Origin of the sequence: Nonomuraea terrae (genome assembly GCF_044465245.1) — a bacterium.
GTDB lineage: Bacteria > Actinomycetota > Actinomycetes > Streptosporangiales > Streptosporangiaceae > Nonomuraea > Nonomuraea terrae.
In genome coordinates this window covers 824068-847106 of the sequence record NZ_JBITLL010000002.1, presented here as the reverse complement: position 1 = coordinate 847106, position 23039 = coordinate 824068, and the positions used below count along the sequence as shown (strand labels likewise).

The following is a 23039-nucleotide window of genomic DNA, read 5'->3' as shown; positions in this document are numbered from 1 at the left end:
TCCTAGGCGGTGTCCGGGCCGTAGAGCGTGGCGATGTCCTTGGCGGTGGCCCACCGGCTGTAGGCAGGCGACTGCGGCCACCCGTCGGGTGAGTCCTGCCACTCCTCCTGCCGCCCGTACGGCAGCAGGTCGATCAGCGCGAAGGTGTGGCTGAGCTGCTCGGTGCCGCGGCCGTTGGTGTGCCAGGTGCGATACACGGCGTCGCCGTCGCGCAGGAACACGTTGACGGCGAAGCCTCCGCCGGGCGGTGCGCCGACGTCGGTGCCGAACGGGCTGTCGGCGGTGGAATACCAGGCCATCGCGTTGCCGACCCGCCGTTTGTAGGCGAGTGCTTCGTCGATGGGGCCTTGGGTGACGATGACGAACCGGGCATCGTAGTTGTCCAGGAACTCCAGCCGGGTGAACTGCGAGGTGAACCCGGTGCAGCCGGGGCACTGCCATTCCTTGCCCGGGAACCACATGTGGTTGTAGACGATCAGCTGCATCCTGCCTTCGAAGATGTCCGCCAGCCGAACCGGTCCGTGCTCGCCGTCGAGGGTGTAGTCCGGCATCTTCACCATGGGCAGGCGGCGGCGCTCGGCGGCGATGGCGTCGAGCTCCCGGGTCGCGGCCTTCTCCCGGGCACGCAGTGCTTCGAGCTGACGCTGCCAGGTGCCGGCGTCGACGACGGGCGGTAGCGGGGTCATGCTCATGGTCTCTCCTGATCATGTGTGCGGCTTGCGGTGCACAGGAGTAGACCCGGCCCGGTCGCCGAATTCATCGCCTGCCGGCCGATCCAGTCCGGCAATTCACGGAACGAGGGCGCACGCTCCGGCAGAATCCAAGCCGGCGGCGTCCGCTTGCAGAGCTGGTGAGGCGATGCGGACAGGCGTCGCCGGCAGACGATTGCGCGGGCCGGCTTGTGCGCCGGCTATCCAGCGGACGCGCGGGCGTCGGAAGGGTGCAGCAGGGTCCCGCGCTTGCCGGCACCTTGGGGACGGCGTCCAGCGAGGCGTGAGCCGTTATGAACGGGGTCGCCCATATATCACTTCCGTGGACGTTAACAGCCTTGATCGATTGGCGTCGAGGATGAAGACTGCCGGTGAAGTTATGCCAGAAAGGTGAACTTTTCATGCTGACACGTCGCTTACTCGCCGTAGTACTGGCCTGCGCAGTTGTTGGCCTGCCTGCGGCTCCCGCCGCCGCCGATCCCCCCACCCATCCTGGAGGCCCCTGCCTCCAGGACAACCAGAACGTCAGCCGGAGCAGTGTCGCCGGCTACGCCGATGTCGTCAGCGGCCTGGACCGCATCGCGCGGACCAGTAAAGGCCTGGTGACCGTGCACAAGGCCGGGCGCTCGGGTGAGGGGCGTGACCTGCTGTACGCGACCGTCGGCCGCGGGCCCGACGTCTTCTGGCTGCACGCCCGCATCCACGGAGACGAACTGCACTCCACCGAGTCGGTCCTCCAGGTCCTCGACCACCTGGCCTCGGGCGACCCCGACGCGCGGCTCATCAGGGAACGGATGACGGTGATCGTCATCCCCATGTACAACCCGGACGGCGCCGAGGCCAACATCCGGCAGAGCACCACCCCCACCCGCATCGACCTCAACCGCGACTGGGAGAACTTCGCCCAGCCCGAGTCCCGCGCGTGGTACGCGCTCTGGCAGCAGATGCGGCCACGCTTGGCGCTCGACCTGCACCACATGGGCACCGCGCCGGTGGTGGAGGGGACGGACGAGCTGAACCAGTTCCAGATCGGCATCCGGCCGATCGACCCCTCCCGGATGACCGCGACGCAGTGGCGCACCGCCCAGCAACTGTCGATGGTGTCGGTGAACGCGCTCGACGGGTTCGGGCAGACGCACGTAGCGCGCTATCCGGACATCGACATCACCAACGCGGTGCTCTCCCGGATGCTGCTTGGCGGGCCGGGCCCCGACGGCAGCAGCCCCGGCTTCGCGACGCAGGGCGCGATCTTCTACGAGGTTCGCTCGGTCGGGCAGAAGAGCAACGGCTACCTCGAGCGGCTGTTCACCGTGCCCACGATGGCGGTGCTGAACGCGGTGGCGCGTGGCGAGTTGGCCGGGACAGACGTGTCGGGCATCGACGCCATCCCCCGCGCCACGCAGGGGACGTGCGGCGTCTGACCTCGTCCGGCACCCCGCGCGGCGCGCCGACCGGCCTCGCTCCACGACCTGTGGGGTACGTGCTTGGACGCGTCGCACATCGTGCTGGTGTTTGAGACCGTCTTGGGGACGTTCCGCGGGATGTTCGTCGTCGCGGGCGAGGACAAGGTGCAGCCGCCATCTGCTGCGTGCCGCACTGGATCCACAAGCCCGCGGCGTCGACCTCGTCCGCGCGCGCCTTCTGTTCTGCCGCTGGATCAGGACCAGTTCCCGCCCGCACCACGCGGTCAGGCGACCACGCGGACGGTCTTCAGCGAGGGGTCGGCGGCGTCCGGAATGACCATGCCGCCCTCCAGCCCGCTGTGCAGGTACTCCAGGACGTCGCGGTTGAGGCGCTCGCCCGGCAGCGCGGCCGGGATGCCGGGCGGGTACGGGGTGAGCAGTTCGGCGTTGATCCGCCCGCTCGCCTGCTGCCAGGGCACGTGCTCCACCGGGCCGAAGAACGCGTCTCGCGGCAACAGGGCTTGCTCCAGCCGCAGCTCGGACGGCGGCGGGATGCGCAGGCGAGGGGCGGGCGGCAGCTCGGTGGCGCGCTCGGCGAGGTCGTGCAGCGCCCGCAGGAGCCGGTCGATGCTGTGCTCGTCGTCGGCGTGGGTGAGCTGGACGCCGATGCGGCGGTGGTCGGACAGGCCGACGTTGATCTGGTGCTGCTCACGGAGCCAGTCGGCGGCCTGGTAGCCGCCCGTGCCCAGATCGCTCACATCGACCATGAGTTGCAGCGGGTCGGCGTCGAACGCGCGCCCGGGCCCGCAGAAGTCGTCACGGCCGTGCACGTGCAGACCGCCGATCTCCTCGATCCGCGCACGCGTCGCCTTCGCCAGCGCGAGCGTGCGGTCGTAGATGGCGTGGCCGTGCTCGACCATGTGACGGCGCCAGCCGTCCAGCGCGGCATAGACCAGCACCGATGGGCTGGTGGTGCTGAACAGGTCGGCCCGTTCCTTGAGCAACTCCGGCGCGATCAGGTCACCTTGGAGATGGAAGACGGAGCTCTGCTCCAGTCCGGAGCCCATCTTGTGGATGCTGGTGACGCACACGTCCGCGCCGGCGTCCATCGCCCACGTCGGCAGGTCCGGGTGGAACGGCAGGTGCGCGCCCCAGGCTTCGTCCACGATCAGCGGCTTGCCGTGCTCGTGACAGACCCGGGCGAGAGCGGCCAGGTCGGTGCAGGCGCCGTACGGGGTCGGCGTGACCACCAGCGCCCCCTTGGCGTCCGGGTGCTCGGCGAAGGCCGCGGCGAACGCCTCAGGGGCCGGTGGGTGGGCCAGATGCAGTTTCTCGTCCCATTGCGGCTCGACCCACACCGGACAGATCCCCGGCAGGATCAGACCCGCCACCACGGACTTGTGCGCGTCCCGGCCGATCAGCAGCTTCTCGTGCGGTCCCGCGACCGACAACATGGACGCCTTGACCGACAGGGAGCTGCCACAGGTGGAGAAGAACGTCTGGTCGGCGCCCACCGCGTCCGCCATCAGTTGCTCGGCCTGCTGCAGGAACCCTCCGGAGCTCAACCGGTCGTCCAGGCCGCCGACCGAGAGCACGTCGGAGCGGAACACCGCTTCGCCCAGCACCGCACTGACCCTGGGGTCGACGCCTTTGGCCTGCTTGTGGCCCGGCGGGGTGAAGGGCAGCTGACCGCTGTCGTGGTAAGCCTGGAGTGCCCGCAGGATCGGCGCCTGAGAATGATCCATGGGGCCGCTCTTGCCCTGGAGCCGGAGACGAAAACGGCTCTCGCCAGTGGTTCATCCCACAGTGCCGCGGTTCACCTGGACCTCAGCCGGTTCATGGTGCGGGCCAGCGTGACGCCGTACACGACGTGCCCCGCCGCCAGCACCGCCTGACGGCCAGGCCGATCCCGCTGGATCGGCGGGAGGATGCCCAGGCCCGGCACCCAGCCGGCGTAGCTACCGATCCAGATCGTCAGCGCGTACGCGATGCCGAGCGAGACCGGGGCCCGCCGTCCCCGGGTCAGGAGGCCGAACAAGGCGCCGGAGGCGCTGCCGAAGCCGAGGTGGGCGACCGCTCCTAACGCCTTCTCACCCGGCTTGCGGCGGTGTTTGCGGCCGGGAAGGGCGGCGCGGACGATACGTTTCGGCGGCTGGTCGGGCATCATGCCCGCCCGCTCGCCCGCGACCATCACCGCGCTCATCGCGGCGGTGGCCACGGCGCCGCTGACCACGCCGTGAACGAGGTTACGCGTCATGGGTGTCGCCGCTGCCCGCTGCCCGTTCCCCGAAACGAACGGGCGCCGAAACGGAAGTTCCGTCTCGGTGACGTACGCGACGTGTCCGTTCGGGCCACGTCCTGGATGCGGCCGGCCGGCGGGAGCGGAATAGTGGCAGGTCAGGACAGAGACGCGGGCAACCGGTTCGAAGGCGAAATCCCTCATGTTTCATCCGTCGTCACCGGGAATGTGATGGAAGACTCCGGGGCTGGGCTGTGGCCACCGTACCGGTCCGGCCCGTAGCCGTGCCCCTGATGTCTCATCACGAAAGGGCCCTTGATGGCTGAGCAGCAGGACGTGATCGCGGTGCTCGTGACCGATCATCGCGAGGTCGAGGAGATGTTCACCCAGCTGGAGCAGATGAGCGGCGATGGCGGCGAGCGGGCCAAGACGCTGGCCGAGAAGGTGGTCATCGAGCTGGTCCGGCACTCGGTCGCCGAAGAGGCGTACCTGTACCCGGCCGCGCGGGAGCACATCGAGGGCGGTGACGCGATCGTCGACGAGGAGATCGCCGAGCACGCCGAGGCCGAGGAGACGATGAAGCAGCTGGAGCGGCTGCAGCCGGGCGACGCGGAGTTCTGGCCGACGATGGAACGGTTGATGCGGGAGATCCGCCACCACATTCAGGAAGAGGAGAACGATCTCTTCCCGCGGCTGCGGCAGGCTTGCACACAGGAGCAACTGGTGGAGCTGGCCGCCAAGGTGGAGCGGGCCAAGAAGATGGCGCCGACCCGTCCCCACCCGTCCGCGCCCGACACCCCGCCCGGCAACAAGTTGCTGGCTCCCGGGGCCGGGCTGGTGGACCGCATCCGCGACGCGCTGACCGGACGCGGACGCTCCTGAGCTCGTCCCGGTCGGCGTCCCGCCTGGCGTCGCTGGGAGTCACGCGCCTACCTTCTTGTCCAGCCCCGGCCGATCCGCTGGACACCCCTGCGGTGTGCGGCGAAGGTGATTCGGGTGACAGCCCTGGAACGCTTGCCGTGCCGGTGCCGGACAATGTGGAAGGTCCACCGCCTCTTCCAGGTGTACTCGGTCTGCTCCCGGCAATGTTTCCCGACCGCCGGGCGCTCACTGCCAAGACTCTGTCAGAGAAGCGCCCGCCTGGTCGGCGTGCGGATTCACCTCGTCTGTGCAGGGCAACTGACCTGAGCCGATGAACCGACTGGTGGAGGGCGTCGATGACAGGACGAGTCATGATCATGACCGCCGTCGCAGCGGTAGCGCTTTCTCCCGTGGCCGCGGGCGCGGTCACCGAACCCGAACTGAACGACCAGGACCGTACGTTCCTTGTCCAGGCGCACCAAGCCAACCTGGCCGAGATCCAGGCCGGAACCGCCGCCGGTGACAAGGCGGCCACGGAAGAGATCCGCGAAGTGGGCACGATCCTGGTCAGGGACCACACCACACTCGATCGCGCCGTCAAGCGGGAGGCTGACCAAGCCGACGTGGACCTGCCGAGCGAACCGAACCCACAGCAGCGCGCCGCACTGGCCCAGGTGTCGGCCAAGAGCGGCGAGGACTTCGACGAGGCGTGGGTGGCCTCTCAGATCACCGGTCATCGCCAGACGCTCGCGGCCATAGAGGAACAGCTGCGCAATGGAGCGAACCCGGACGTCAAGAAAGTCGCGTCCGACGCCCGCCCCGTCGTGCAGATGCACCTCGATGCCCTGCTCCGTGCGAACCGCACTCACTGACAGGCAGTGACAGGCACGGCGCGCGCCCTGGTCGCAGAGCGCGCGCCTCGCCTCTGCCCTGTGGCGCGGTCCACGGGGGCCCACATGTGGAAGAAGGAACCATGGCAGCCAAAGCCGGGGAGAAGGCGCAAGAGAGCGGCGTCTTTCACTGCGCGAAGTGCAGCGAGAAGGTGCAGGTCAAGAAGGGGGACAAGATCCCTAAGTGTCCGAACGGACACGCCACCTTCGGCCGCCGCACCGACGAGCCGGGTAGGTGATCATCATGTCCCCGCGCCGGAAGGTTGCCGGCGCGGGGACATACACGTCGGATTGCGGGTCCTTCACTACTGCCGTTGTGCTTGATCTCTCGCTGTAGTCACGGCGAGAGGAGCACGAGTGGCCAAGCCAAGGCTCTGGGAAGCCAGCGCGGAGCTGTGGGCGGTGATCGAGCCGCTGTTGCCCGAGCGGAAGCGGCGGTTCCGGCATCCGGGACGTAATCGGCGCGATGACCGGCTGGTCAGCGGGCGTTACTCCTCGGCCGTGCCGGGTTTCGTGCTGATGCGTTCCTGATAGATGGCCGCGTAGGTAGGCGAGTCCTTGATCAGGTCGTCGGAGAAGGCAGCGACGTCGTCGCCGATGAGTTCCAGGACTCCCTTGCCGGCCGCGACGCCCTCCTCGAAGAAATCGACGATTCCCGTGAGCAGCGACCCGTCAGCCAGCCCGACCGGTCCGACCTTGAAGAAGTACCTCTGCATCTCCTTGTAGACGATCTCGTAGTCCGGCGGGAGCGCCTTGACCCGCGCCATGTGCGCCCGCCACTGCTTCTTGCCCTCGATGATGTCGTGGATGCCCACGTCAGCCTCCTAGCCGGCCCAATTTCCTCGCGACGTTCCTGTTCAGCTGCTCGCGCCACCGGTCGCGAAAGTTCCGGGCTCCTTCTCCGCCGGCCAGCGCCGCGCAGAAGCCCGCGATGTCGTCTCCCAGCACCTCGTGAATGCTCTGCCCATCGGCCGCTGTCTCTTCGAGCAGACCCAGAGCACCGTCGAGAATCGGCATCAAGTTTCGGCCTGTGAAGTCCCCGTAGAGAAAAAGACAACCCTTGATCTCGTCCCACGCCGCCCGGTGGTCGGCCGGCAATGCCCCGGCCCGAGCTTCGAACGCCTTCCATTCCCTGGTGAGATCGTTGCCTGTGATGGTCTCCCAGAAGTTCATCTCCCGCCCTCCTTGAGCTTGCCGATCCGTGATGTGATGTACTCCCATTTCGCCCAGAACGTCGCGAGCTCTTGGCGCCCCGCGTCGTTGAGCGCGTAGAACTTGCGAGGCGGGCCCAGCCCGGACGGTCGTTTCGTCACCTGGACGAGGCCCTTCTTCTCCAGTCGCAGCAGGATGGTGTAAACCGTCCCTTCGACGACGTCGGCGAAGCCGAGTTCGTTCAGCCGACGCGTGATGGCGTACCCGTAGGTCTCCTCGCTGCCGATGATCTCCAGCACGCAGCCCTCGAGCGTGCCCTTCAGCATCTCCGTCAGGTCGTCCATCGTGGGTCCTCTTCGTTTCGGTACTCGGTATTACCGAGTACTGCTACAAAGTATCACAGGGTAGCGAACTGGGGATGCTCCGCGGGGCTCGACCCCGCCGACGCCTTCGGGTCATCCTCTTCGATGCAGCCTCTAACATGATCGGCGAGAGGGCTGACGACGGGCGTCGCGAAGGATCGGCACCCCTCATCGGCAAGAGGGCTCACTGTCTGCAGCTCGACTGGCCGGCCTTGAGAAGAGCGCGTGGTGGCTCACTCGCCCATGGGCTGAGGGCGGAAGGATGCGGGTCCAGCAATTCTCGCCGTCGTTCACGCCAGGTCACATCATGACGGCGGACCATCCAAAAAGTGAACACTTACCTGTTCCAGTGGCAGCTTTCACGAGCGCCGATATATAGCTATTTATTCCCTTAAGTGTCGCTTTGGTGCAATCTCCGAGGGAGGAGCCGTCCAGTCGCGCCCCGATACGCTGCGGCCGATCGTTTCCCCTTATGACGGAGTTTCCGAGAATGCACAACATCTGGCGAGGCGCTGCGGCGCTGGCCGCGACCGCTGCGATCGCGACGCTGACCATGGGCGTGAGCAGCGCGAGTGCCGTCGCTGACAAGCACGACGACGGCCACGCCAAGGACCGCCCCTACACGATCGGGCTCTTCGGCGACATGCCCTACGGCGCCGCCGGACGGGTGGAGTACCCCCGTCTGATCGACGACATGAACAAGTCGGATATCAAGTTCTCGATCTTCGACGGCGACCTCAAGGCCGGGGGCGACGGCACTTGCGCGGATTCGCTCTACACCACGTCGCTCGCCTCGTTCAACAGCCAGAAGCGTCCTGTCGTCGTGATCCCCGGCGACAACGACTGGACGGACTGCTGGGGACGGTACGGCGCGGGCACCGGCGGTTTCGACCCGCTCGAGCGGCTCGACCACGAGCGGCAGGTCTTCTACCCGACCGACCAGAGCCTCGGGGGTCACACGATGACCCTGCAGCGGCAGAGCTCCGAGCCCGGCTACAAGAAGTATCGGGAGAACGTCCGCTGGGTGTACGGCCCGGTGATGTACGTCACCCTCGATGTCCAGGGCTCCAATGACAACCTGCCGCACGCGGGCGTCGACGGCGAGACCCGGCCGGACAGCGAGATCGCGCGTATGACGGCCGAACACCAGGAGCGCGAGGCGGCCAACATCCATTGGCTGTCGGAATCCTATGCCGAGGCCAAGAGACTTGGGGTCAAGGGCGTCCTCGTGACCTGGCAGGCCGACCCGAATTTCAGCAACGAGCAGAAACTGCAGCCCGCTCAGTACGACGGCTTCAACGAGATCGTCCCCGAACTGCGCAAGCAGGTTCTCGCGTTCCCGGGCCAGTCGGCGCTCGTCCACGGTGACAGCCACTACTTCAAGCTGGACAAGCCGCTGAAGTACGACAACGGCCAGGTGGTGGAGAAGTTCACCCGGGTCGAGACGTTCGGAGACGGCAACACCCACTGGGTGGAGGCCACCATCGACCCGCGCGACCCCAACCTGTTCGAGTTCAGCCCCAGGATCGTCACGGCCAACGTCAACGACCGGTAAGCCGCGACGGACGCCGGCTCACGGCTGTCGAACGCGCTCCGACCACGGGCCCACGTCCATGTGACGCGGGTCCGTTTCCGTCGTCGAGCTGTGATCAGCGGCTGCGTACGTCGCGTGACCGGACGGTCGTAGCGGGTTCTGGAGACGGCCCGGTTGGCCCGAAGCCGGGGGTCAGGTGGTGCGGAGGATGATGCGGCCCTTCGCGGTGCCCTCCGCCTGCCGGTGCCACGCCTCGGCGACCTGGTCGAGCGGTATCACCTCGTACGCCACCGCGAGCCGGCCGGCCGTCGACTGCTCGGCGATGTAGGCGATGGCGGCGGTGCGCTGCTCGGCGGTGATGGAGGCGTTGGTGTAGCCGAGGATCCGGAGTGAGCGGCTGCGCAGCGTGGCGGAGTCGAGCGGGCACGTCTCCGACGCCGAGCTGCCCAGGTTGACCAGCCGGCCGCCCTCGCCCAACGTGCGGGCCGCCGCCGCGGCCGGCAGCCCGTAGAGCGGGTCGAGCACGAGGTCGACTGGTCCGTCACAGGCAGCCGACAACCGGGCGGCCAGCTCCGCCACCTCGGCAGCGGTGTCCGTGCCTCGCTCCGCCGCCGTCCCCGGCCTGTGGCGGGCGATCTCGGAAGGATCTAGGGGGACCACGGCGTCGGCGCCGGCCTGACGGGCGCGTTCGAGGGCCGCGGCCGAGCGGGCCGCCGCGATCACGCGGCGGGCGCCGGCCAGGCGGGCCAGTTGGACCGCGGCCTGGCCGACCACGCCACCGGCGCCCAGCACCAGCACCTGCTCGCCCGCGCGCAGCTCCCCGCGCCACGTCAGCGCCATGTACGCCGCCACCGCCGACAGGCCGAGCGCGGCCACCGCGTACGGGTCCGCCCCGGCGGGCAGCTCCACCAGATCCTCGGACCGGGCCAGGGCGACCTCCGCCATGCTGCCGTCGCCCGGCGCCATCCCGGCCGAGGTCGGGAACCACACGAGCCTCCCGCCGACGGTGCCGACGCCCTGCACCCCCGGCACGTACGGCAGGGCCGGCACGCCGAAGTACGACGTGCCGCCCGCGCACAGCAGGTCCAGCGGGGTGATGGGGGCGGCGGTCACCCGTACGGCCGCCCAGCCGGGCCCCGGCTCGGGCGCCGGCCGGTCCGCGACGACGGGCGGCCGGGCACACGACTCGATCAACGCCGCCCGCATCACGCCTCCCCGCCCGAGGTGCCCGGAAGCGGAATGCGGGCCTCTCGCGCGGTCGAGGTCCCCGGAAACGGAATGCGCAGGGTCAGAGTGTTCATCAGGTGGCGATGTCCGGATACGGGAGCTTCATGTGGGACAGGCGCTGCGCGTACTCGGTCTGGAAGCCGAGCGGCGGGTGGTCGCGTTCGAACATGGCGATGAACAGCGTCAGCGTCAGGAACGGATGCGCCCCCAGCTCGAACAGCTTCGGGTAGTCGTGGGCGGCCAGCGCCTCCCGCTCGACGTCGTCGAAGCGCAGCCACGTGGACGACTCGCCGGTGTGGGAGCCGAGGATGCGGTTGGCGTACTGCGACTCCCACCACTCGACGGTGGCGCGCGGCTCCTCGCGGTAGCGTTCCACCAGCTCGGGATCGCGGTCGACGGTGAACAGGAACTTGTTCAGCAGGTACTTGCTCACGGCCGGCCTCCCGGGTACCAGGTGAAGTACGCCTCCATGGTGTGGAACAGGTCGTAGGTGTCGACGTAGTCGGCTTTGCGGCCTTCGCCGGCGACGCCCATCATCAGCATGAAGTCCATGAACCCGTGGGTGGCGTTGCCCGGCAGGTGCAGGCTGTCGAGGGTGACCTCCGACAGGCACCCCTCGATGTCGCCGGTCGAGATCCACTCCACGGCCTTGCGGTCGAACTCCGGGTCGGGGCCGTGCGGCCCGAACTGCCGCGGCCCGCCCAGCTCCAGCGACAGGTGCCCGGTGCCGATGATCGCCACCCGCTGATCCGACGGCCACGACTCGACGAGCTGCCGGATCATCCGCCCCAGCTGCACGAACCGCGAGGGCCGCGGCAGGGGAGGGGCGAAGATGTTGGTGTAGATCGGCACGATCGGCAGGTCGTTCTGCGGGCGCAGGGTGATTATCGGGCACGTGATCGAGTGGTCGATCCGCAGCTCGTTGGAGAACGCCAGGTCGAACCCGGCGTCGATCCCCTCGCGCAGGATGTACGACGACAGGTCCTCCTGCCCGGTGAAGAACATCCGTGGCAGGCCGAACTCGCGTTCCTCATTGTAGAAGTTCGCGTCGTAGAAGGGCGCCTTGCCGACCAGGAACTGCGGCATGTTGTCCAGCCAGAGCTGGTGGAAGTGGTCGGAGCCGACCATGACCAGCACGTCCGGCCGCGCCCTGGTCAGGGTCTCGCGGAACGCCTCCACCTTGCGCACCCACTCGTCGGCGAACGGCGGGCGGTCCTCTCCGGTGGCGGTGCTGGCGCGGTGGTAGAAGGGATGGTGCGTGGACGCGATGACCGCGACGACCTCAGCCATGCGATTCTCCAGGGGGGAACGGCTCGGGCGGAATGGGCTTGTTGTTCAGGTCCACCGACAGGAAGATCTCGTTGGCCACGGGGCGGCGCAGCTCCTCGGCGAGCTGCCCGATGAGCCCGGCGGTCCTGGCCAGCAGCGCGAAGCCGCGCAGCAGTTCCAGCGGCAGGCCCAGGTCGGCGAGCGCGGCCCCGCAGACCCCGGCGCCGTTCAGCGGCAGCGTCCGGTTCAGCACGGCGGGATGCACGCGGCCGATGGCGGCGAACAGCGACAGGTGCGGCCCGACCAGGCCCTCCTCGGCCGCGATCTCGAACAGCCGCGGCGTGCGCGGGTCGCCGTCCTTGTGCACGTGGTGACCGAGCCCGGGGATGAGCTCGCGCTGCTCCCTGCGGGCGCGGACGGTCTGGAGGGCGAGCTCGTCCCAGCCGGCGTCGTCGCTCGGCAGCGGGTCGTGCGCGGCGACCACCTCGTGCAGGAAGCGCCCGCAGTCCTCGGTGACGCCGAGGAAGCGGGAGCCGCCGCCGAGCAGTCCGGCGGCCAGCGCCCCCTGGACGGAGTCGGGCGCCGACAGGTACGTCAGCCGCGTCACGATCGCGGTCGGCGTGAACCCGTGGTCGGCGAGCGCGGCCAGCACGGCCTCGAACACGCGCGTCTCGCCCGGTGCCGGGCGGCGCTGCGTGGCCAGCCAGAACGCCAGCTCGCCGAAGCCCACCTCGCCCATCACCTCGGAGGCCAGGTCGTGACCGAGCAGTGTGATCGACGTCGGCGTGGACGCCCCGAGGGCGGTCGGGTACTCAGGCATCCTGGCCCCTGGAGGCGAGCCACTTGCGCAGCTCGGCGCCGTGCTCGTCGAGGTCGGGCGGCGGCAGGCGGTAGCCGGCGGGCGTCCGGGAGAAGCGGATCGGGTGGCGCGTGGTCGGCACCGCCTTCTCGCCCTCGCCGACCACCACGACCGGGTCGAGCCCGAACCGCTCGGCCATCGCGAAACCACCGTCGATGGTGTTGATCGGGCCGCTCGGGATGCCCGCGTCGACCAGCAGCTCGAACCACTCCTGCGCCGGCCGGGTGACGAGCCGCTCGACCAGGATCGGCCGCAGCTCCTCCCGGTTGGCGGTGCGGTCGGCGTTGCGCGCGAAGCGCGGGTCGGCGGCGACCTCGGGGATGCCGAGCACCTCGCACAGCTTGCGGAACTGCCCGTCGTTGGCCGCGGCCACGATCAGCTCGTGGTCGGCCGTCGGCAGCGGCTCGTACGGGAACACGCTCGGATGCGCGTTGCCCATCCGGTACGGCACCACGCCGCCCGCCACGTACGCCGAGCTCTGGTTGACCAGGCCCGTCAGCGCCGACGACAGCAGGTTCACCTCCACGTGCTGCCCCTGCCCGGTGGCGTCGCGGTGGCGCAGCGCGGCCAGGATGCCGATCACGGCGTGGTTGCCCGCCATCACGTCGAACACCGAGATCCCGGCGCGGTACGGCGGCCCGTCCGGCTCTCCGGTGAGGCTCATCAGCCCCGACATGGCCTGCACCATCAGGTCGTACCCGGGCACCCGCGCCCCGGCCCCTGAGCCGAAGCCGCTGATGGAGGCGTACACGACGCCGGGGTTGCGCGCGCTGACGGCGGCGTGGTCGAGGCCGAACTTGGTCAGGCCGCCGGGCCGGAAGTTCTCCACGAGCACGTCGGCGCGCCGGGCCAGCTCCCTGGCCAGCTCCGCGTCGCCCTCGTCCCGCAGGTCGAGCGCGATCGACCGCTTGCCGCGGTTGACCCCGAGATAGTACGTGGACGCCTCGCCCCGCGACGGCGGCGTCCACGAGCGGGTGTCGTCGCCGTTCGGGCCCTCCACCTTGACGACGTCGGCACCGAGGTCCGCCAGCAGCATCGTGGCGTACGGCCCGGCCAGCACCCGGGAGAAGTCGGCCACCAGCACGCCGGACAGCGGCCCGGCTGCCACGGTGTCAGTCATTCACAATCCATCCTCGCGTCCGTCCATCGGACGTATGTCCGCTCAAGTGATCCCAGCACTATCGCGCCGCCGCGTCAACCGCCTTGACAGCTCAGCAGCTGCTCATCACAGTTGCTTTGACCGTACAGCGGACAACTGTTCGCCGCGGAGTTCAGCGAGGAGCGAGCCATGAACGAGTTCGAGGCAGGACGGCCCGTGGTGCTGCGCGGCGGCACCGTGCTGCCCATGGACGGGCCGCCCGAGGGCGGCAGGCGAGTGCTGGAGCGCACGGACGTCCTCGTCACGGGGGACAGGATCGCCTCCGTGGGCCCCGACCTGGAGGTGCCGGAGGGCACCGCCGAGATCGACGCGTCCGGCGGCATCGTCATGCCCGGCATGATCGACACCCACCGGCACATGTGGCAGACCGCGCTGCGCGGCTACGGCGCCGACTGGACGCTCACCCAGTACTTCGTCTGGTTCTACCTGGAGCACGGCAAGCTGTTCCGGCCCGAGGACGTGCACGCCGGCAACACGCTGGCCGCGATCGAGGCCCTGGAAGCCGGCGTCACCACCGTCGTCGACTGGTCGCACGGGCTGCGGACGGTCGAGCACGCCGACGCCGCCGTGGACGCGCTGCAGGCGGTCCCCGGCCGGTACGTGCTCGCGTACGGCAACATCCAGCAGCCGCCCGCCGAGTGGACGGCCGCGCCCGAGTTCCGCGACTTCGTGCGCCGCCGGATCACCGGCGACGACATGCTCGGCTTCCAGATCGCCTTCGACGTGCTGGGCGATCCCGCGTTCCCGGAGAGGCCCGCGTTCGAGGTGGCCAGGGAGCTCGGCGTCCCGGTCACCACGCACGCCGGCGTCTGGGGCGCCACCAGTGACGAGGGCATCCGGCTGATGCACGAGCACGGCTTCATGACCCCGGAGACGATCTACGTCCACGCCGCCTCGCTGTCGGCCGACTCCTACCACCGCATCGCGGCCACCGGCGGCTCCGTGTCGGTCTCCACCGAGAGCGAGCAGAGCGCCGGCCAGGGCTACCCGCCCACCTGGACGCTGCGCGCCCACGGCATCCCGGTCTCGCTGTCCATGGACACCAGCGTCTGGTGGAGCGGCGACCTGTTCTCCGCCATGCGCACCACGCTCGGCGCCGACCGCTCGCGCGAGCACCTGGAGGCGCAGACCAAGGGCGAGACGGTCACGCACGGCGCGCTGCGCTCCGACCAGGTCGTGGACTGGGCCACCAGGGGCGGCGCCCGCGCGCTCGGCCGCGACGACCTCGGCGTGATCGAGCCCGGCAGGAAGGCCGACCTCGTGCTCATCAAGAACGACCACTCGCCCGTGTCGTTCCCGCTGCTCAACCCGTACGGGCACGTGGCCTTCCAGGCGCAGCGCGGCGACGTGCACACCGTCATCGTCGACGGCCGGGTGGTCAAGCACGAGCACCGGCTGCTCGGCGTCGACCTCGCCGCGGCCCGCGCCCAGATCGACCGCACGATCGAGTACCTGCGCGGCGCGATGGGGGAGGAGGCGTGGGCCAAGGGCATGAACCCGGACATCCCCACGGCGAAGGTCCTCGACAACCCGTACACCTACACCGACTACCGCACCGACGCCACGCACCGCCTCTGACCGGACGCTGTGCGGACGGGCGACCGTCTAAAGTCGGACCGGACGTATCCGAGCTAGTGAGGGTGTACATGGCACGTGGTGAGACCGGACCTGACTTCATCGAGGCGCTGGCCCGCGGCCTCGATGTCATCAGGGCCTTCCAGCCCGGCCGCCCGGTCATGTCGCTGACCGAGGTGGCGGCCGCGACCGGCCTGGCCCGGCCGACGGCCCGCCGCATCCTGCTCACCCTCCAGGAGCTCGGCTACGCCCGGGCCGAGCGGGGCGGCTTCGCGCTCACGCCGCGCGTCCTGGAGCTCGGCGTGTGCTACGTGCGCTCCATGGGCCTGTGGGAGGTCGCGCGCCCCCATCTGGAGCGGCTCGTCGCCCAGACGAACGAGTCTTCGTCGATCGCGCAGCTCGACGGCTCCGACATCGTCTACGTCGCCCGCGTCGCGGTGCCGAAGATCGTGGCGCTGTCGGTGCAGGTCGGCACGCGTTTCCCGGCGCTGCAGACCTCGTTGGGCAAGGTGCTGCTGGCCGCGCTGCCGCCGGCGGAGGTGGAGCGGGTGCTGGCCGAGCCGAGCCGCTCCGGCATCGAGCCGCGCTGGTGTCCCGACGCCAAGGAGCGCGAGGCGGTGCTGCGCTCGGTGCGGGCCAAGGGCTGGGCGATCACCGACGAGCAGCTCGCCCTCGGCATCAGGTCGGTGGCCGCGCCGCTGCGCGACGGGCTCGGCAACGTCGTCGCCGCCGTGAACGTCAACGCCCACGCCGCCGAGACCTCCCTCGAGAAGCTCACCGAGGAGCACCTGCCGCTGCTGCTGAAGACGGCCAGCGCGATCAGCGCCGACTTCGCGCTGTACGAGGCGGTGCCGCAGGTCACCGCCTCCTGATCCGTCCGTCGTCCTCTTGGGTCTTGCCCGTGGGAGCTTTGTCAGCTTTCAATGATCTCCATACGAAAGATCCTGGAGGGTCCGAATGCGTGGTTTACGGGCGTCCGCAGTCGCCCTGATCGTCCTTGCAACGACATTCGTGGGCGCGCAGCCGTCCACACCGGCCGTGGCCGCCGGTCCGACCGACCCGGAGCCGGCCTCGCTGGTCACGCTCTCGGTGCCGGACCGGGCGGCGATGGAACGGCTGGTGGCCTCCGGCGCCGACCTCACCGAACGGGTCCGCCCGCAGGCCGACGGCAGCGTCCAGGTGGACGCGGTCGTCACCGAGAGCCAGCTGGAGGCCCTGCGTCCGCTGGGCGCCACCCTGGCCTCCGAGGCCCGGCAGTCCCCGCCGCAGGCCAGGGCGAAGGCCGCCGCCCCGCAGGACCAGATCGTCATCGAGCGGGCGGTCTGGTATGAGTCCCGCGACGGATACTTCCTGTCGGTCGAGGCGTCCAGCAGCGCCGCGCAGGCGGCCGACCTCACCGTCTCCTGGCGCGGCAAGAAGGGCACGACCGGCCAGGCCGAGATGGTCGCCTACGTCGACGCCGGCCAGTACCTGGGACACCAGTTCAGCACCCCGGTCCCGGCCGAGAACCAGCCGCAGTCCATCACCGTCACCTCGGCGGGCGGCGGCCAGGCCGAGGCCAAGGTCAGGCAGTGGCCCGACGGCGACAAGCCCGACCGCGCCTCGCGCGGCTACCAGAAGGACTTCGTCACCCAGTACATGACGCCGGCCCAGCTCAACGAGCGGGTCAAGGACCTGCACCGGCGCTACCCGAAGCTCACCGACCTCATCACGCTGCCGTACAAGACCAACGGCTACCGGCGGCACGCGCAGGCCGTGCTCGGCACCCCGCCCGCCGCGGCCGTGGTCGTCACCTCCGACGCCTACGGCTCCGAGGGCGGCAACGACCTGAGCGTCGAGCTGGTCGACCCCGGCGCGCCGGACCGGCCGCTGCAGGCGAGCCTCGACGGCAAGCTGGTCACCGTCAGCCTGGCCACCGACGCCTCCGGCGCGCTGGTCAGCACCGCCGCGCAGGTCACCGCCGCGATCAACGCCGCCGCCGGCCTGCCGGTCAAGGCGTCCGTCTACCGGACGGACCCGGGCGCGGGCGTCATGGCCCCGGCCCCGGCCACGCAGCTCGACGACTTCCTCAACGCCCCGGCGGACGTCTCCCGTGAGCCCGCCGAGGTGCTGGCGCTGCGGATCGGCGTGCACCGCGACGGCTCGCGCACCGGCGTGCTCGCCTACTCCCAGGAGCACGCCCGCGAATGGGTGACGCCGCTGGTCAGCATCGAGGCCGCCGAGCGGCTGCTGCGCAACTACGCCGGCGACAACGCCACCCGCAAGCTGCTGGAGCGCACCGACGTCTTCATCGTCCCGGTCGTCAACCCCGACGGCGCGAACTACAGCTTCTACGACTTCAACTCCCAGCGGAAGAACATGACCAACCACTGCCCGCCGCAGCAGTCCGACCCGGCGCTGCGCAACCAGTGGGGCGTGGACGTCAACCGCAACTACGCCGCCGGCTCGGTGCACGACGGCTACGTCGGCGGCTCGACCAACTGCCAGAGCGGCTCGTACGCCGGCCCGGCCGAGCATTCCGAGCCGGAGAGCCGCAACGTCATGTGGCTGGCCGACACGTACCGCAACATCAAGTTCGCCATGAACGTGCACAGCTACGGCGGCTACTTCATGTGGCCTCCCGGCGCCTACCAGGCCGAGGGCCGCGTCACCCTGCCGCGGCCGACGCCCGAGGAGGAGGAGTTCTTCCTCGACTCGGCCCGCACGATCGAGGAGGCGATCGTCGCCGAGCGCGGCACGGTCATCTGGCCGCAGCAGACGGGCCCGGTCACCGACGTGCTGTACTCGGCGGCGGGCAACTCCGCCGACGAGCTCTGGTACGACTACGGCATCTACGGCTGGGACTTCGAGGTCGGCGCCGACCTGTGGAATTCCGAGACCCGCAGGTGGGAGCCCGTGGGCTTCCAGCCGCCGTTCAGCGAGGGCCATCAAGAGGCGATGGAGTTCGCCGCCGGCCTGATCTCCCTCATCGGCATCGCCGCCGACTACCGCGACCGCTGACCCCCGACCGCTGACCCGGGCCCGCCGGGAGCGCCGCCGTCACAGGGCGGCGCTCCCGGCGGACCGGCATGCCGATCTCCCCGACACGCACCCCTGGAGGACTTCCCTTGCGCTTACCCACCGCCCTTCTCGGCGTGGCCGTCTCGGCCGCGCTCCTGGTCGTCCCGCAGTCCGCGCAGGCCGATCCCGCCGACCCGCAGCCCCCGGCGGTGCGCGACTTCGGCAACGGCCCCGAACGGAACGAGGTGGCGGCCGGCCTGCCCGAGCAGGCCGGCACGCTGCGCGCCCCGCAGGCGGAGAAACGGCCCGACCCGGCCTGGCCGTCCCACGGTCACGGCTACCCGCGCCAGACGCGGCTGCCGGAGCCCGCGGAGAACCCGGCCGACGCCTCGATCAAGCTCGGGCTGGTGCCGTACCACGCCCTCGCGCCCAGGCTGAACGAGCTGCAGCGGCGCAGCGACCGCGTCAGCGTCGAGGTCTTCGGCCGCAGCCACCAGGGCCGCGACATGTACCTCGTCACGGTCACCGCGCCCGAGAGCGCCGCCGAGGCGCGCGAGCAGGCGCGCATGCGCGAGCGCATCGAGAACGACCCCGCCTCCGCCGCCCGCGACCGCGCTCTGGCCAAGCGGTACAAGGCCCCGGTGTTCGTCAACGCCAACATCCACGGCAACGAATGGGAGGGCACCGACGGCGTCCTGCGCACCGTCGAGGAGCTGGCGACCAGCACCGACCCGGCCGTGGCCGACCTGCTGTCGAAGACCCGGCTGTACTTCAACGTCACCGCCAACCCCGACGGCCGCGTCCTCGGCCAGCGCCCGAACGGTGCCGGGTTCGACCTCAACCGCGACTTCATCACCGCCTCCCAGCCCGAGACGCGGGCGATGCGCCAGTTGATGACGGACACCCAGCCGGTCGCCATGGTCGACCTGCACGGCTACGTCAACGGCACCCTCATCGAGCCGACCACGCCGCCGCACGGCGCCAACTACGAGTACGACCTGTTCATCAAGAACACCTACGCCAACGGCCTCGGCATGGAGGCCGCGGTCAACGGCCTGGGCTACACGTTGGAGAAGGACGGCGTGCGCCCGGTGCAGATCCCGTTCCGGGACGACCCCGAGGGCTGGGACGACTGGCCGCCGATCTTCACCCCGCAGTACGCGCCCTTCCACGGCGCCGTCGCCTCGCACACCGTGGAGATCCCGCTGCGGGTCAACAACGCCGACTACACCAACCTGCCGGTCGAGGAGTTGCGCCGCCGTTCGGCGATCAACACCGACGTGGCCGCCGCCGCCATCCGGGCGACGTACACGTTCGTGCACTCCCGGCACCAGCAGCTGGTCGCCGACCAGATCGAGGTGTTCCGGCGTGGCACGGCCGGTGAGCCGGCCAAGGAGGTGCCGCTCGGCATCGTCCCCGGCTTCGGCCCCGAGGACGTCTACACGACGACCTACCCGCGCGCGTACGTCATCCCGGCGGGCTCCGGGCAGCGGTCGGAGACGGCCGCCGGGCGCCTGGTGGACCACCTGATCGCCAACGACGTCCGGGTCGAGCGGGCCGAGCGCTCGTTCCGCGTCGGCCGCACCACCTACCCCGAGGGCTCGTACGTCGTGGACATGCGCCAGCCCAAGCGTGGCCTGGCCAACGTCATGCTGGAGCCCGGCCAGGACATCTCACCGCGGGTCGACGCCATGTACGACATCTCCGGCTGGAGCCACGCCCTGCTGTGGGGCGCCACCGTGGAGCCCGTCGACTCGCTGCGGGTGAAGGCCGACCCGGTCAAGGCCGCGGCCCCGACCGGCTCCGTGCCGCGCACCTTCGGCCCGCTCGCGCTGAAGGTGGGCGACGCCAAGGAGGTCATGGCGCTCAACGACCTGCTGGCCCAGGGCGTCGAGGTGACGTGGGGCGACGGCGGCACGGCCGTCGTGCCCGCCTCCGCCAGGGCGGCCGCGCGGACGGCCGCCGACCGCTACGGCGTCGCCTTCACCCCGGCGCGCCGGTCCGGCGGCACCCCGCTCACGCAGGTGCGCATCGCCGCGGCGGCGTCCGCCGACGAGCTGTACACGCTGCGCGAGATGGGCTTCTCCGTCACGCCCGTCTCCACGCAGGTGCTCAACGACGGGTTCGACTGGAGCGCGACGGATGTGCTGTTCGTCTCCAGCGGGCTCAACCACGCCCAGCTCTCTCCGGAGGCCAGGACGGCGCTCGACGCGTTCCTGACCACCGGCGGCGTGGTCACCCGCGGCGGCACCGGCACCTCGTTCAACGCCGCCGCCGGGCTGCTCACCGTGACCGGGGTGGCCGGGCGGAGCGACGCCAACGGCGTGGTCCGCACGGTCGTCTCCGACGGCTCCGTCGGCGCCGGCTCGCCCGAGCACTCGTTCGTGTACTCGCCGCGCTGGTTCACCGGCCTCGGCCCGGAGGTCCAGGTCGAGCAGGCGTACGCGGCGGAGGGGCCGCTGGTCTCCGGCCACTGGCGTGCCGACCAGAACGGCATGGGCGGCCCCGAGCAGGCTCGCGGCCAGGCCGCCGTGGTCAGCGGCCGGGACGAGCGCGGCGCGGCCGTGGTCATGTTCGGCACCGAGCCGATGTTCCGCAACCACCCGAAGGGACTCTTCCCGCAGGTGGCCAGGGCGCTGTACTGGTCGTCCTCCGTCACGGGGGCGGCCGTCACGACGCCGTAGCCGCCGGTTCGGGCCGGGCCCCGTTCTGCGGGGCCCGGCCCTCCGGTCAGCGCGCCGGGGCGTAGCCGGCCGGGCGGGTGGTGAACGTGCCCCGGCCCTGGGTACGGCTGCGCAGCCGGGTCGCGTACCCGAACACCTCGGCCAGCGGCACCACGGCGGTGATGACCACCGCGCCCGCCCGCGCCCGCGAGCTCGAGATGCGGCCGCGCCGGGCCGTCAGGTCGCCGAGCACGCCACCGGCCATGTCGTCCGGCACGGTGACGGTGACCTCGACGACCGGCTCCAGCAGCCGCAGCTCGCAGGAACGCAGCGCCTCCCGCAGCGCCAGCCGCCCCGCCGTGCGGAACGCCAGGTCCGAGGAGTCCTTGGTGTGCGTGGCTCCGTCGGTCAGCGTCACCCGCACGCCGGTCACCGGATGGCCGCCGAGCGGACCGGCCGCGAGCGCGTCCCGGCAGCCGGCCTCGACCGCCCGTACGTACTCGCGCGGCACCCGCCCGCCGGTCACCGTGGAGGCGAACGCGAACCCGCCCTCCTCCAGCGGCCCTACGTCGATCACCACGTGGGCGAACTGCCCGGCGCCGCCGTCCTGCTTGACGTGCCGGTACAGCAGCCCGCTCACCCCGCGCACGACCGTCTCCCGGTAGGCGACCTGCGGCCGGCCGACGTTCACCTCCAGCCGGTGGTCGCGGCGGAGCTTCTCCGCCGCCACCTCCAGGTGCAGCTCGCCCATCCCGGACAGCACGGTCTGCCCGGTCTCGGCGTCGTTCCGCACGGCCAGCGACGGATCCTCCTCGGCCAGCCGCGCCAGCGCCGCCGCCAGCCGGTCGCCGTCGGTGCTCCGGCGAACCTCCACGGCCACCGACACCACCGGCTCGGTCGCGACCGGCGGCTCCAGCAGCAGCGGCGCCTCCGGCGCGCACAACGTCGTGCCGGCACGGGCCGTCTTCGGCCCGACCAGCGCCACGATGTCGCCCGCCACCGCCTGCTCGGCCTCGCTGTGCCGGTCGGCCTGCACCCGCAGGATCCGGCCGACCCGCTCGGCGCGGCCGGTGCCCGCGTCCAGCACGGTGTCCCCCTTCCGCAGCGTTCCCGAGTAGATCCGCACGTACGTCAGCCGCCCGGTCGCGGTCGCGTTCACCTTGAACGCCAGCGCGGCCAGCGGCGCGGCCGGGTCGGCGGGGCGCGCCGCGCCGTCCTGGCCGCGCACCGCGGGCACGTCCAGCGGCGAGGGCAGGTAACGCACGACCGCGTCCAGCAGCGGCTCCACCCCGCGGTCACGGTACGCGGAGCCGCACAGCACCACCACGCCGTCGCCTGTTCCGGTGAGGTCGCGCAGCGCGGCGCTCAGCGTCGCCTCCGACAGCGACGGCTGCGCGCAGAACTCCTCCAGCGCGCCCGCGTGCAGCTCGGCCACCGCCTCCTCCAGCAGCCGGCGCCGCACCCGCGCCTCCGCCAGCAGGTCGTCCGGCACCGGGCCCGCCTGGCAGGCGCCGCCGTCCCAGACGAGCGCGCGCATGCCCACGAGGTCCACCACGCCGGTGAAGCCGTCCTCGCGCCCGATCGGCAGCTGCACGACCAGCGGCGCCGGATGCAGCCGCCGGCGGATCGACTCCACCGCCGCGTCCAGGTCGGCGCCGGCCCGGTCGAGCTTGTTGACGAACGCGATGCGCGGCACGCCGTGCCGGTCGGCCCGCCGCCACACCGACTCGCTCTGCGGCTCGACCCCGGCGACGCCGTCGAACACCGCGATCGCGCCGTCGAGCACCCGCAACGACCGCTCCACCTCGTCGGAGAAGTCGACGTGGCCCGGGGTGTCGATCACGTTGACGCGGTGGCCGTCCCAGTCGCAGCTGACCGCGGCGGCGAAGATGGTGATGCCCCGGTCGCGCTCCTGCTGGTCGAAGTCGGTGACGGTGGTGCCGTAGTGAACCTCGCCGCGCTTGTGGGTGGCTCCGGCGAGATACAGCATCCGCTCGGTGACGGTGGTCTTCCCCGCGTCGACGTGGGCGAGGACGCCGATGTTGCGGACAGTGGCAAGGGGACTGGAGAGGCGAGCACGCATGGCCCATGAACCCTTTCGGGATGGTCGTGGTGGGACAGCGCGATCAGCCCCGG

Annotated in this window: 21 protein-coding genes; 9 read left to right on the top strand and 12 right to left on the bottom strand. The window is 70.7% G+C overall.

Translation table 11 applies throughout. The features are described from left to right. Positions 1-2 precede the first annotated feature (2 nt). The gene (locus ACIBP6_RS10345; protein WP_397050770.1) at positions 3-692 is read right to left on the bottom strand and encodes a DUF899 domain-containing protein; all 690 of its coding nucleotides are present in this window, start codon (positions 690-692) and stop codon (positions 3-5) included. Between the two features lie 419 nt (positions 693-1111). On the opposite strand from ACIBP6_RS10345, the gene ACIBP6_RS10340 reads away from it, so the two are divergent. Next, positions 1112-2131: a M14 family zinc carboxypeptidase gene (locus tag ACIBP6_RS10340; RefSeq protein WP_397050768.1), complete on the top strand. Its 1020-nt coding sequence runs from the start codon at positions 1112-1114 to the stop codon at positions 2129-2131. A gap of 266 nt (positions 2132-2397) precedes the next feature. Here the strand turns inward: ACIBP6_RS10340 and ACIBP6_RS10335 are convergent, their stop codons facing one another. Together ACIBP6_RS10335 and ACIBP6_RS10330 are read right to left on the bottom strand one after the other, a co-directional pair. Beyond that, the gene (locus ACIBP6_RS10335) at positions 2398-3858 is read right to left on the bottom strand and encodes an aminotransferase class I/II-fold pyridoxal phosphate-dependent enzyme (RefSeq protein ID WP_397050766.1); all 1461 of its coding nucleotides are present in this window, start codon (positions 3856-3858) and stop codon (positions 2398-2400) included. A gap of 71 nt (positions 3859-3929) precedes the next feature. Then, entirely contained in the window at positions 3930-4370 is a 441-nt protein-coding gene (locus ACIBP6_RS10330; protein ID WP_397050764.1) for a DUF6789 family protein, read from the bottom strand. 300 nt (positions 4371-4670) lie between these two features. Here ACIBP6_RS10330 and ACIBP6_RS10325 point away from each other — a divergent pair, with 300 nt between their 5' ends. The 3 genes from ACIBP6_RS10325 (at position 4671) to ACIBP6_RS10315 (ending at position 6342) form a co-directional block, all read left to right on the top strand. Then, entirely contained in the window at positions 4671-5234 is a 564-nt protein-coding gene (locus ACIBP6_RS10325) for a hemerythrin domain-containing protein (protein ID WP_397050762.1), read from the top strand. 350 nt (positions 5235-5584) lie between these two features. Further along, on the top strand, positions 5585-6085 hold the full coding sequence (locus ACIBP6_RS10320) for a DUF4142 domain-containing protein (protein ID WP_397050760.1): 501 nt from the start codon (positions 5585-5587) through the stop codon (positions 6083-6085). A 101-nt stretch (positions 6086-6186) separates the two neighbouring features. Further along, on the top strand, positions 6187-6342 hold the full coding sequence (locus ACIBP6_RS10315; RefSeq protein WP_397050758.1) for a zinc ribbon-containing protein: 156 nt from the start codon (positions 6187-6189) through the stop codon (positions 6340-6342). A gap of 249 nt (positions 6343-6591) precedes the next feature. Here the strand turns inward: ACIBP6_RS10315 and ACIBP6_RS10310 are convergent, their stop codons facing one another. The 3 genes from ACIBP6_RS10310 to ACIBP6_RS10300 are packed head-to-tail and all read right to left on the bottom strand — an operon-like array spanning position 6592 to position 7599. Continuing rightward, positions 6592-6918 carry a DUF1048 domain-containing protein gene (locus ACIBP6_RS10310; protein ID WP_397050756.1) on the bottom strand — a complete coding sequence of 109 codons (327 nt, stop codon included), beginning with the start codon at positions 6916-6918 and terminating at the stop codon, positions 6592-6594. Position 6919: 1 nt separating this feature from the next. Continuing rightward, entirely contained in the window at positions 6920-7276 is a 357-nt protein-coding gene (locus ACIBP6_RS10305; protein WP_397050754.1) for a DUF1048 domain-containing protein, read from the bottom strand. After that, a complete protein-coding gene (locus ACIBP6_RS10300; protein ID WP_397050752.1) occupies positions 7273-7599 on the bottom strand; it encodes a PadR family transcriptional regulator in 327 nt (108 codons plus the stop codon). The genes ACIBP6_RS10305 and ACIBP6_RS10300 overlap by 4 nt, the downstream gene beginning before the upstream one ends. Before the next feature lie 508 nt (positions 7600-8107). On the opposite strand from ACIBP6_RS10300, the gene ACIBP6_RS10295 reads away from it, so the two are divergent. Continuing rightward, on the top strand, positions 8108-9172 hold the full coding sequence (locus ACIBP6_RS10295; RefSeq protein WP_397050750.1) for a hypothetical protein: 1065 nt from the start codon (positions 8108-8110) through the stop codon (positions 9170-9172). Positions 9173-9343: 171 nt separating this feature from the next. Here the strand turns inward: ACIBP6_RS10295 and ACIBP6_RS10290 are convergent, their stop codons facing one another. The 5 genes from ACIBP6_RS10290 to ACIBP6_RS10270 all read right to left on the bottom strand — a co-directional run bounded on the left by ACIBP6_RS10290 (position 9344) and on the right by ACIBP6_RS10270 (position 13626). Next, positions 9344-10357 carry a zinc-binding alcohol dehydrogenase family protein gene (locus ACIBP6_RS10290; protein WP_397050748.1) on the bottom strand — a complete coding sequence of 338 codons (1014 nt, stop codon included), beginning with the start codon at positions 10355-10357 and terminating at the stop codon, positions 9344-9346. A gap of 94 nt (positions 10358-10451) precedes the next feature. Next, positions 10452-10811: a hypothetical protein gene (locus ACIBP6_RS10285; RefSeq protein WP_397050746.1), complete on the bottom strand. Its 360-nt coding sequence runs from the start codon at positions 10809-10811 to the stop codon at positions 10452-10454. Next, positions 10808-11668, bottom strand: a complete 861-nt coding sequence (locus ACIBP6_RS10280) for a DODA-type extradiol aromatic ring-opening family dioxygenase (RefSeq protein WP_397050744.1) — start codon at positions 11666-11668, stop codon at positions 10808-10810. Before ACIBP6_RS10280 ends, ACIBP6_RS10285 begins: the two co-directional genes overlap by 4 nt. Further along, the gene (locus ACIBP6_RS10275; RefSeq protein ID WP_397050742.1) at positions 11661-12467 is read right to left on the bottom strand and encodes a citryl-CoA lyase; all 807 of its coding nucleotides are present in this window, start codon (positions 12465-12467) and stop codon (positions 11661-11663) included. Before ACIBP6_RS10275 ends, ACIBP6_RS10280 begins: the two co-directional genes overlap by 8 nt. Continuing rightward, entirely contained in the window at positions 12460-13626 is a 1167-nt protein-coding gene (locus ACIBP6_RS10270; RefSeq protein WP_132611666.1) for a CaiB/BaiF CoA transferase family protein, read from the bottom strand. Before ACIBP6_RS10270 ends, ACIBP6_RS10275 begins: the two co-directional genes overlap by 8 nt. Positions 13627-13794: 168 nt before the next feature. Between ACIBP6_RS10270 and ACIBP6_RS10265 the strand changes: the two genes are divergently transcribed. From ACIBP6_RS10265 to ACIBP6_RS10250, 4 genes are all read left to right on the top strand, one after another. After that, the gene (locus tag ACIBP6_RS10265; protein ID WP_397050740.1) at positions 13795-15243 is read left to right on the top strand and encodes an amidohydrolase family protein; all 1449 of its coding nucleotides are present in this window, start codon (positions 13795-13797) and stop codon (positions 15241-15243) included. A gap of 68 nt (positions 15244-15311) precedes the next feature. After that, the gene (locus tag ACIBP6_RS10260; RefSeq protein ID WP_397050738.1) at positions 15312-16112 is read left to right on the top strand and encodes an IclR family transcriptional regulator domain-containing protein; all 801 of its coding nucleotides are present in this window, start codon (positions 15312-15314) and stop codon (positions 16110-16112) included. Positions 16113-16251: 139 nt separating this feature from the next. After that, complete coding sequence (locus ACIBP6_RS10255) at positions 16252-18240, top strand: M14 family zinc carboxypeptidase (protein ID WP_397050736.1); 1989 nt, start codon at positions 16252-16254, stop codon at positions 18238-18240. A gap of 107 nt (positions 18241-18347) precedes the next feature. After that, positions 18348-20924: a M14 family zinc carboxypeptidase gene (locus ACIBP6_RS10250; protein WP_397050734.1), complete on the top strand. Its 2577-nt coding sequence runs from the start codon at positions 18348-18350 to the stop codon at positions 20922-20924. Positions 20925-20970: 46 nt separating this feature from the next. Here the strand turns inward: ACIBP6_RS10250 and fusA are convergent, their stop codons facing one another. After that, positions 20971-22986, bottom strand: coding sequence for an elongation factor G (gene fusA / locus ACIBP6_RS10245; protein ID WP_397050732.1), 2016 nt, complete (start codon positions 22984-22986; stop codon positions 20971-20973). Between the last annotated feature and the right edge of the window lie 53 nt (positions 22987-23039).